This is a genomic window from Bradyrhizobium sp. SHOUNA76 (genome assembly GCF_023006445.1).
GTDB lineage: Bacteria > Pseudomonadota > Alphaproteobacteria > Rhizobiales > Xanthobacteraceae > Bradyrhizobium.
On the sequence record NZ_JALBHA010000220.1, the window covers coordinates 1 to 9,585 of the forward strand.

9 protein-coding genes and 1 pseudogene are annotated in these 9,585 nt (G+C 64.7%); 2 read left to right on the forward strand and 8 right to left on the reverse strand.

Going from position 1 to position 9,585, the window contains the following annotated elements:
• The 6 genes from MOV74_RS21465 to MOV74_RS21490 form a co-directional block, all read right to left on the reverse strand.
• A partial coding sequence (locus MOV74_RS21465; RefSeq protein WP_246926445.1) for an anti-sigma factor occupies nt 1-174 on the reverse strand: 174 nt, incomplete at its 3' end.
• Entirely contained in the window at nt 171-722 is a 552-nt protein-coding gene (locus MOV74_RS21470) for a sigma-70 family RNA polymerase sigma factor (RefSeq protein ID WP_246926429.1), read from the reverse strand. The genes MOV74_RS21470 and MOV74_RS21465, both read right to left, overlap by 4 nt.
• 103 nt (nt 723-825) lie before the next feature.
• Entirely contained in the window at nt 826-1,152 is a 327-nt protein-coding gene (locus tag MOV74_RS21475) for a cupredoxin family copper-binding protein (RefSeq protein ID WP_246926431.1), read from the reverse strand.
• 23 nt (nt 1,153-1,175) lie between these two features.
• The gene (locus MOV74_RS21480) at nt 1,176-2,120 is read right to left on the reverse strand and encodes a metallophosphoesterase (protein ID WP_246926434.1); all 945 of its coding nucleotides are present in this window, start codon (nt 2,118-2,120) and stop codon (nt 1,176-1,178) included.
• A gap of 235 nt (nt 2,121-2,355) precedes the next feature.
• Complete coding sequence (locus MOV74_RS21485; RefSeq protein WP_246926436.1) at nt 2,356-3,234, reverse strand: alpha/beta fold hydrolase; 879 nt, start codon at nt 3,232-3,234, stop codon at nt 2,356-2,358.
• Nucleotides 3,235-3,246: 12 nt separating this feature from the next.
• The gene (locus MOV74_RS21490) at nt 3,247-4,866 is read right to left on the reverse strand and encodes a GMC family oxidoreductase (RefSeq protein WP_246926437.1); all 1,620 of its coding nucleotides are present in this window, start codon (nt 4,864-4,866) and stop codon (nt 3,247-3,249) included.
• A 202-nt stretch (nt 4,867-5,068) separates the two neighbouring features.
• On the opposite strand from MOV74_RS21490, the gene MOV74_RS21495 reads away from it, so the two are divergent.
• On the forward strand, nt 5,069-6,241 hold the full coding sequence (locus MOV74_RS21495; RefSeq protein WP_246926438.1) for a M20 aminoacylase family protein: 1,173 nt from the start codon (nt 5,069-5,071) through the stop codon (nt 6,239-6,241).
• 103 nt (nt 6,242-6,344) lie between these two features.
• On the opposite strand, the gene MOV74_RS21500 is transcribed toward MOV74_RS21495, so the two are convergent.
• Nucleotides 6,345-7,787: a UdgX family uracil-DNA binding protein gene (locus MOV74_RS21500; RefSeq protein ID WP_246926440.1), complete on the reverse strand. Its 1,443-nt coding sequence runs from the start codon at nt 7,785-7,787 to the stop codon at nt 6,345-6,347.
• Nucleotides 7,787-9,022 (reverse strand): putative DNA modification/repair radical SAM protein, encoded by a 1,236-nt coding sequence (locus MOV74_RS21505; RefSeq protein ID WP_246926443.1) that lies wholly within the window; start codon nt 9,020-9,022, stop codon nt 7,787-7,789. Before MOV74_RS21505 ends, MOV74_RS21500 begins: the two co-directional genes overlap by 1 nt.
• Nucleotides 9,023-9,183: 161 nt before the next feature.
• Here MOV74_RS21505 and MOV74_RS21510 point away from each other — a divergent pair.
• Nucleotides 9,184-9,585, forward strand: a pseudogene (locus MOV74_RS21510) (DNA repair protein); the annotation flags it as partial.

The window sequence follows — 9,585 nt, forward strand, 5'->3', positions numbered from 1 at the left end:
GGTGTAGCGCAAATCAGTGTCGGCGAGCACGCGCTGCATCTCGCGCTGTGCCGCGAGCTCGGCGGCGCAGGCTGGACAGCCTGCGATATGCGCTTCGACCTCGCGGGCATGGCCGGCGTCGAGCTCGCCGTCGAGCAGCGCATGAAGCAGGATCCTTGCTTCGTCGCAGGTCATCTGGAGTGCTCCTCTTCCGCCGTCCAGGCCGCGCGCAGCATGGCACGGGCGCGGGCGAGGCGGGACATCACGGTACCGACGGGTGCGCCGACGGCCTCGGCGATTTCACGATAGGACAGGTTGTTGATCTCGCGCAGCACGAAGGTTTCCTTGAACGGCTCGGCGAGCGTCTCGATCAGCTTGCGGATCGCACCGGCATCGCGGCTGCGCAGCACTTCGGTCTCGGGGCTTGCCTCGTTCTCCTGCCAGATCGGCGTCTGCTCGGAGGCGCCGGGCGTATCCTCGAGCGCGCTTGGCCTGTGCGCGCGACGCGCATATTCGGCGTTGCAGACGTTGCGCAGGATCGCGAACAGCCAGGGCTTCATCGCCGGACCGCGATAGCTGTCGAAGTGCTTCAGCGCGCGCAGGTAGCACTCCTGCACCGCATCTTCCGCATCGGAGGCATCGCGCAGCAGATAGCGCGCGAGCGTGTAGACGTCGTCGAGATAGGGCAGCGCCGCCTCGCGAAAACGTCGCGCCTTGTCCAGATCGTCGCTTGTCGCTGGCATCGCCGCTCGCTTTGCCGTTTCGCCTGATGTCGCCGGAGACGCAGGAGCCCGGCCGGCGTGGGACCACCGGCCGGGCAGGACGTTGATGCCTTGGTTGGAGACGTTACTCAACCTTGATCATCCCCGTCATGTGCGGGTGCAGCGAACAAAAATACTTGTAGTCGCCCGCATTGGTGAAAGTGAAGGAGAACTTGTCGTCGGTGTCCAGGGTCTTGGACCTGAACTTGCCGGCCGACACCACGGTGTGCGGGATGTCGTCCCGGTTGGTCCAGGTCACGGTGGTGCCGACCTTGATCTTTAGCTCGGCCGGCTGGAAAACGAAATTATCGATATGCACCTCCATGTTGTCGTCGGCGCGGGCAGTTGTGATCGGCAGCAGGGCGGCCGCGACCACGGCGACACCGAAGTCGCGGCGATTGAGTGTCTTCATTGTCAGCTTCCGTTCAACCTGAATCAGCCCTGGAGCGGCGTGTCGATGATCGCGAGCCGCTGCTCGTTCTGCTTGAAGTTGATGCTGGCAACGCCGAGCATGCTGCGGAGCTTTGCGTCCTCGACCTTCATCGGTCCGGGCGAGGGGGCGGCTCCCGGCGCCGGTTGCGGGAAGGCGGTCGAGCGCGCGGTGTGGAAGGTGACGTTGCCCTCGACCTTCTGCATGACCTGGTGGATGTGACCGTTCAGGACGGTGACCGAGCCGAAGCCTTTCACCTGTTCCAGCGCACGGCCGCCGTCCTCGGTGCCCCAGCCCCATTCCGGATAGACAGTCCAAAGCGGGATGTGCGCGAACAGCACGATGGGTGTTGATTTCGACTTGCCGCGCAGATCGTCATCGAGCCAGGCGAGCTGCTCGGTGCCGAGATTGCCGAGCCCACCGGCCTTGAGGTCGACGACGTTGACGAGGCCGATGAAGTGCACGCCGCCGGCATCGAACGAATACCAGCCCTGGCCCTTGGTCCCGCGCCCGTAACGCTCACGATAGAGCTTCACCTCCTCGTCGATGAAGTCATGCTCGCCGGGCACGTAATGCACGTCGAGCTTGCTCTGCGAGATGATGCGCTCGGCATTGTCGAACTCGGCGGCCTTGGACAGATGAGTGATGTCGCCGGTGTGGATCATGAAGGAGGGCTTGGCCGGCATCGCGTTGATCTTGCCCACGGCCTCCTCCAGCGTGCCGAGCGCGTTGGGATTGGCCGGCTTGTCGAAGCCGACATGGCTGTCGCTGATCTGGAGGAAGGTCATGCCCGGCGCCGCGGCGGTCGCAGCCTGCGCGGAGTCGATGATGCCGAGCGAACGCGGCACGCCGCCGGTGATGGTCCAGAGCACACCGGTGCCAGCCCAGGTCATGCATTCCAGCACCTTGCGGCGGCTGACGCCGTCGGCGCCGTGATCGTGTCCGCTCATCGCGCATCTCCTCGTGCCCGGAATTGGGCGTCGGGGAGATGATTGGAGGAGGGAGGGAGTTATTCCCGGATGGGATGACGATTTCGTGAGGTGGGGTCTTGAGTCCCGGACGCGCTGCAACGCGCAAGCGTTGCTGCGCAGAGCCGGGACCCAGAAGGCCGCGGGCGCGCGGTGAGATGGGCCCCGGCTTTGCAGCGCATCACTTGCGTACTGCGCCGCGTCCGGGGCACGAGACCTACTTCGCGAACTCCCGCACGGCCTCCACCACGGCCGCCGGTACTTCCTGCGCCGCGCAATGTCCGGCGCCCTCGAAGAGCATCGTGCTGACCTGCGGAATCAACGACACCGCGCGTCGCGCCATCACTTTGTACACCGGCCCCGACTTTGCAGCGGTCGCGACGCACACCGGGCAGTCGATCTCGGCGAGCGAGCCGAACGGATTGCCGCGAGCATCGCCAATGTAAACCTGGGTCATCGCCTCGTAGATCGGACGCAGCATCGCCGACTCGATCTCGGGCGTGCAGCAGAGCCGGACCCGGCCGTCGTCGAGCGGCGCGAAGCCGTGGCGCGCATAAGCCCGCAGCGAGGTCTCGGTCCAATCCGCAAATGCCGGCGCCGCGCGGTAGCGGCTGAAGACGGCATCGTGGCTGTCGAATTCCGCCTGCCGGCGCAGCGCGCCTTGCACGCGGGAACTGGACTCTTCGTCCAGTCCTCCGGAACGTGCTGCGCGCGGGTCCATGATGGTCGGCTCCATCACGAACAGACGCGTGAAACGCCCGGGCAAGAGCTTGGCCGCGAGCAGGAGATCGGTCGCGCCCGCGCTGTGGCCAATGCCGTAGATCTCGCGCAGTTCGAGCGCATCGACCACCCGGCAAACGTCATCGGCATAATCCAGGAAATGATAGCTGCTCGGCTTGTGGCTGGCGCCGTGGCCGCGGCGATCGAGCGCATAGACGGTGTAGGCCGACGCAAGCTCGCGCGCGACCTCGTCCCAGACGGCGGCGACGAAGCCGGTGCCGTGCACGAGCAGAGCAGGCGGCCTGCCACGCTCGCCCCATTGCAGCATGGCGATTTCTGCGCCGGCGGGGCCGATGGAGAAGCGCTGACTGATCATGATGACCGGATGCTACTTCGCATCCTCCAGGATCATCGTCGCGCCCTTCTCCGCGATCATCGCGGTCGGCGTATTTGTATTCCCCGACGTGATCGTCGGCATGATCGAGGCATCGACGATGCGCAAGCCTTCGAGCCCGTAGAAGCGCAGGCGCTCGTCGACCACCGCCATCGGATCGCTTGCAGCGCCCATCTTCGCGGTGCCGACGGGATGAAAAATGGTCGTGCCGATATCGCCGGCGGCCTTCGCAAGCGAAGCATCGTCGTCGCCGACGGAGGGACCGGGCAGGTATTCGCTCGGACGATACTTTGCGAGCGCCTTCTGCCGCATCAGGCGGCGCGTGGTGCGGATGGCGTCGGCGCCGACCTGGCGGTCGTCGTCGGTCGACAGATAATTCGGCGCGATGATCGGCTTTTCGTCCGGCGTTGCCGAACGTAGCCGCACGGTGCCGCGCGAGGTCGGCTGGAGATTGCAGGCGCTCACCGTGATGGCGGGGAAGCGGTGCAGGGGATCGCCGAACTTGTCGAGCGACAGCGGTTGCACGTGGAACTGGATGTTGGCGCGTGCACGCGTCGCATCGGAGCGGGTGAAGATGCCGAGCTGCGACGGCGCCATGGTCAGCGGGCCGCGGCGGCGGAAGGCGTAGTCAAGCCCCATCAGGCCGCGGCGGAACAGGTTGTAATAGGTCTCGTTCAGCGTGCGCACGCCCTCGACCTTGTAGATCGCGCGCTGCTGGAGGTGGTCCTGCAGATTGCGTCCCACGCCGGGCTTGTCCATGACGATCTCGATGCCGAGCGGCGACAGCCAGTCGGCGGGTCCGATGCCGGAGCGATGCAGCACCTGCACCGATCCGATCGAGCCGGCCGAGAGGATCACCTCACGCTTCGCCCGCGCCTCGATGATCTCGCCGTTCTGGACGAAGCGCACGCCGACCGCGCGGCCCCGCTCGATGATGAGGCGGTCGACCAGCACGTGCTTCTCGAGCCGCAGGTTCGCGCGGTTCAGCGCCGGCTTGAGGAAACCGCGCGCCGATGACCAGCGCCGGCCGCGCTTCTGGTTGACATGGAAATAGCTGGTGCCTTCGTTGTCGCCCGTGTTGAAATCCGGAATGCGCTTGATGCCCATCTCCTCGGCGGCGTCGCCGACGGCATCGAGAACGTCCCACGACAGCCGCGGCGCCTCGATGCGCCAGCCGCCCCCGGTGCCGTGATGCTCGCTCGCGCCCAGGAAGTGATCTTCCAGCCGCTTGAATAACGGCAGCACGTCGTCATAGCTCCAGCCGGTCATGCCGAGCTGGCGCCAGTGATCGTAGTCGGCGGCCTGTCCGCGCATCGAGATCATGGCGTTGATCGCCGAGCAGCCGCCGATCACCTTGCCCCGAGGGTAGGCCAGCGAACGGCCATTCAGGCCCGGCTCGGCCTCGGTCTTGAACATCCAGTCCGAGCGCGGATTGCCGATGGCGAAGAGATAGCCGACGGGAATGTGGAACCAGATCCAGTTGTCGTCGCCACCGGCTTCGAGGATAAGGACGCGATTCTTCGGATCGGCCGAGAGCCGGTTGGCGACGATACAGCCCGCCGTACCGGCTCCGACGACAATGTAGTCAAACTCACCTTCGAGCCGTCTTGGCATTCTGCTTCCACCCAAACAGGCGTCATGGCCGGGCTTGTCCCGGGCATCCACGCGCTTTCTGTCCAAATAGGCAGACGTGGATGGCCGGGACAAGCCCGGCCATGACGAGAGGACAGAGCCCCCCCGGACCCTCAGGCAGTTGGGTGGACTGACGCTTGCATGGTAGACAGGGCTGCATTTTCAACAAAGCTTGAGACCCTCCATGCCCATCGTGAACCGCGTCGCCGACCTCCAACCCGATATTCAGGCCTGGCGCCGGGACATCCACGAGCATCCCGAACTGCTGTACGACGTTCATCGCACTGCAGCATTCGTGGCGGACCGCCTGCGCGAGTTCGGCTGCGACGAGGTCGTGACCGGGCTCGGACAGACCGGGGTGGTCGGCGTGATCAAGGGCAACAAGCCGGCCGGCGAAGGGCTCAAGTCCATCGGACTGCGCGCGGACATGGACGCGCTGCCCGTCGAGGAGCAGACCAACCTGCCTTACGCCTCCAAAACGCCGGGCAAGATGCACGCCTGCGGCCATGACGGCCACACCGCAATGCTGCTCGGTGCCGCCCGCTATCTCGCCGAGACCCGCAACTTCGCGGGCGATGCCGTGGTGATCTTCCAGCCGGCCGAGGAAGGTGGCGCCGGCGGCGCGGCCATGGTCAAGGACGGCCTGATGGAGCGCTTCGGCATCGAGCAGGTCTACGGCATGCACAACGGCCCCGGCATCCCGATCGGCTCGTTTGCGATCCGGCCGGGTCCGATCATGGCGGCGACCGACGAGGTCGACATCATGATCGAGGGTCTCGGCGGCCATGCCGCGCGTCCGCACAAATGCGTGGACTCCGTATTGGTCGGTGCGCAAGTGATCACCGCCTTGCAATCGATCGTCGCGCGCAGCGTCGATCCCTTGGAATCGGCCGTGATCTCGATCTGCGAATTCCACGCCGGCAATGCCCGCAACGTCATTCCGCAAACGGCGACGCTGAGGGGCACCATCCGCACCCTATCGCCGGAGGTACGCAAGCTGATCGAGAAGCGCGTGCACGAGGTGGTCGCGGGCGTGGCGCAGATCACCGGCGCCAAGATCGATTTGCACTACAAGCGCAATTATCCCGTGGTGAACAACCACGCTGCGGAGACCGAGGTGGCGCGGCGTATCGCCAAGCAAGTCGCGGGCGAGGCCAATGTGCACGAGATGCCGCCGCTGATGGGCGGCGAGGATTTCGCCTACATGCTGGAAGCGCGGCCCGGCGCCTTCATCTTCTGCGGCAACGGCGACAGCGCCGGCCTGCATCACCCCGCCTACAATTTCAACGACGAGGCGATCGTTTACGGCACGTCCTATTGGGTCAAGCTGGTCGAGGAATCGCTCGCGGCGTCGTAAGGTCGCGTTTGAAGCACAAAGGAAAGGGCCCGTGTGTTGCACGGGCCCTTTGTATGGGAAGACCGGATCGCCAACCAAGGCGCCAAGCCGTTTCCTGCCAGTATCAGGCAGCCCGTGCCGCCTTCTTCTGCAGGCCGGCGGCGATCTTCAGATCCTCGACGAAGCGCCGATATTCCAGCGCCTTCGCCTCCGGATCGGGCAGCCGCAGCAGGTAGGAGGGGTGCACTGTCACCAAAGCCTTGTGCCCGTCGGGAAGCTCTATGAGGCGGCCGCGGGACTTGCCGATCGGGGTGATCTTGCCGAACACGCTTTGCGCAGCAGTAGCTCCCATCGCGACGATCAGTTCGGGTTGGAGCGCCGCCACTTCCCGCTCATACCATTGCCGGCAGGCCCGGATCTCCGGCGTATTCGGCTTCTGGTGCAGGCGGATCTTTCCGCGCGGCACGAATTTGAAGTGTTTGACCGCGTTGGTGACATAGACCTTCTTGCGGTCGACACCTGCCTCCTCCAGCGCACGGTCGAGCATCTGACCGGCCGGGCCGACGAAGGGATGGCCAGCAAGGTCCTCCTTGTCGCCGGGCTGCTCGCCGACCAGCATGATGTTGGCCGACTTCGGGCCTTCGCCGAACACGGTCTGGGTCGCGTCCTTGTAGAGATGGCAGGCGCGGCAATGCGCGGCTTCCTCGCGAAGCGTTTCGAGATCGTCGGCAGTAAGCTTGCGTGTCATCGGAGCCTCCGGCCGCCTCTGAGGCTTGTGCGGATCGGTTGCGGCATTGGCGATCATGGCGCCCGTCATGCGCTCGGCATCCTCGATCAGAGGCTTAATGATCGAAGCCTCGGGCAGGTTCCTCCAGTATTTCTTTGGCATCTCGGCCTGCATCGCCTTCACCTTGAGCCGGGCCGGATTGAAGATGCTGGCGTAGTAACGCCGCCAGGTTTCCTCGAGCCGATCTTCGCTCGGCGCTTCGCTCTTGCTGACGCCTGAGGTGAACGTGAGCGCATGGCCGTCCCAATGCGCGCACAGATCGGGCGTCAGGATCGACCAGGGCATGTCGGCAAAGCGCCTGGCGAAGAACGGCGCGGCGAGCTCGACGATGTGATGCTCCGGCTCGAACCAGGCGACGTAATGCGCCTCACGTTCCCGGCCGATCTCGCGGAAGCGCACGAAGGCGTGCATCTTGTGCTCGTCTCGATAGACCGCTTTCGCCATGGCGGTGACCTGCGCGACATCAGGATCGGTCGCGACCTCGATGAGATCGTGATTGTCCTTCAGTCGAAACAGCAGGCGATAGAGGATCGCAAAGCGCTGGCGATCGCGGTGCAGGATTGCGGCCTGGGCGAGTTCGACGAATTTTGCGGATACGCTGAAGGTGCCGTCGTTCACCTCGAGGATCGGAGACGGCGCGGGCGGCGCGAACAACTCGGCTTCGCCGCCCTGCACGGCCCAGGTGACATCGGTGGGCTTCACATGATGAAGCACGAGTGTCCGCGCGGCATTGCGCCAGCCGTCGAAATCGGTTTCGGTGTCGAGGGTGATGTACTGCATCAGAAGCCAAACCCCAGTTGTGTTGCCTTCGGCTTGAACCGCTCGACCAGCCGCGCTTCGTCGAGACGATGCGGTGAGGGGCGGTGATCGCTGAGGACGATGAACGGCAGCGCCTTGTTGCGGGGCACATGCAGCCGTGCGAGATCGGTGAGGCGGATCGTGGTGGTGCGGCGTGTCGCGATGATGCGTTCGACCGTCCTGGTGCCGAAGCCAGGCACGCGCAGCAATTCTTCGCGGCTGGCGCGGTTGACGTCGAGCGGGAAGCGGTCGCGATGGCGCAGCGCCCAGGCGAGTTTTGGATCGATGTCGAGCGGCAGCATGGCGCTGTCGTCGACGATCTCCGCGACGTCGAAGCCGTAGAACCGCATCAGCCAATCGGCTTGGTAGAGCCGATGCTCGCGCAGCAAGGGCGGCTGTACCAGAGGCAAAGCGCGGCTCGCGTCAGGGATCGGGCTGAAGGCGGAATAGTAGACGCGCCGGAGCCGGTAGGCGCCGTAGAGATTGGCGCTGGTGTGGAGAATGGTATGGTCGGAGGCCGCGTCGGCGCCGACGATCATCTGTGTGCTTTGTCCGGCGGGCGCGAAGCGTTGCGGCTTTGCTTTCGTTTTAGCGTTGCGGTCTTCCTCGGCTTCGTCGAGCTTCAGCCGCAACCGGCCCATGGTGCGGCGGATCGCGCGCACGTCCTTTTCCGGCGCGAATTGCTGCAGACTGGTTTCCTCGGGCATCTCGATGTTGATGGAGAGACGATCGGCATATTTGCCGGCTTCCGCGATCAGTGTGTCGTCAGCCTCGGGAATGGTCTTCAGATGAATGTAGCCGCGGAAGTGATGCTCCTCGCGCAGCTTTCGCGCGACGCTGACCACCTGTTCCATGGTGTAGTCGGGACTGCGGATGATGCCGGAGGAAAGAAACAGCCCCTCGATGTAATTGCGGCGGTAGAAGTCGAGCGTGAGCTTGACGATCTCGTCCACGGTGAAGCGGGCGCGCGGCACGTTCGAGGAGGCGCGGTTGACGCAATAGAGGCAATCGTAATTGCAGGCGTTGGTCAGCAGCACCTTGAGCAGGGAGATGCAGCGTCCGTCCGGCGCGTAGGAATGACAAATCCCCATGCCTGGCGCGGTCGAGCCCATGCCCTTGCCGTCGCTGGAATCCCGCTTTTCGGTGCCGCTGGAGGCGCAGGACGCGTCGTACTTGGCGGCGTCCGCGAGAATTTCCAGCTTGCGTTGTACGTCCATGTTGGAATCCCTTTGATTCAGCTCATGAATCCCTAGGCGCGCCAATTTGATTGACTCTTCTGGCGCCGTTAGCTTTATATTAGAACATATCATGAACAAATGAGCCAGCCGCTGGTTCTTCTTTTGAAGACCACGGCACCAATTTCTGAGGAGCGGCGAGCATGAGCGGCGCACGTAGCAGCGCGCTTGCGATCCTGCGCGGCCAGATCGAGCGCATCGAGACGGCGGAGGTCGTGCATCAGTATGATCGCGTCGCACTCGGCCACGGCGAGGTCGACACCGCCCTCAAGGGCGGGCTCGCGCGCGCGGCGATCCACGAGGTGTTTTGCGAGGGGCGGCAGGGGACGGCCGCAACGGGGTTTGTCATGGGCCTCGCAGGGCGCGTGTCGGCGCGCCGGCCGCTGCTGTGGATACGGCAGGATTTTTCGGACATCGAAACAGGCGCGCTGTCGATGAGCGGGCTCGCCGAGCTCGGTCTCGATCCGCGCCGCGTGGTGATGGTGCGCGCGGCCGACGTGGAGAGCGCGCTGCGCACCTCGGCAGACGCGCTTGCCTGCGATGCA

What these genes read in the sequence shown, in the direction of transcription:
- MOV74_RS21490 (WP_246926437.1), bottom strand. Translation starts at nt 4,866, where the DNA reads ATGCCAAGACGGCTCGAAGGTGAGTTTGACTACATTGTCGTCGGAGCC.
- MOV74_RS21505 (WP_246926443.1), bottom strand. Translation starts at nt 9,022, where the DNA reads ATGGACGTACAACGCAAGCTGGAAATTCTCGCGGACGCCGCCAAGTAC.
- MOV74_RS21495 (WP_246926438.1), top strand. Translation starts at nt 5,069, where the DNA reads ATGCCCATCGTGAACCGCGTCGCCGACCTCCAACCCGATATTCAGGCC.
- MOV74_RS21480 (WP_246926434.1), bottom strand. Translation starts at nt 2,120, where the DNA reads ATGAGCGGACACGATCACGGCGCCGACGGCGTCAGCCGCCGCAAGGTG.
- MOV74_RS21475 (WP_246926431.1), bottom strand. Translation starts at nt 1,152, where the DNA reads ATGAAGACACTCAATCGCCGCGACTTCGGTGTCGCCGTGGTCGCGGCC.
- MOV74_RS21470 (WP_246926429.1), bottom strand. Translation starts at nt 722, where the DNA reads ATGCCAGCGACAAGCGACGATCTGGACAAGGCGCGACGTTTTCGCGAG.
- MOV74_RS21500 (WP_246926440.1), bottom strand. Translation starts at nt 7,787, where the DNA reads ATGCAGTACATCACCCTCGACACCGAAACCGATTTCGACGGCTGGCGC.
- MOV74_RS21485 (WP_246926436.1), bottom strand. Translation starts at nt 3,234, where the DNA reads ATGATCAGTCAGCGCTTCTCCATCGGCCCCGCCGGCGCAGAAATCGCC.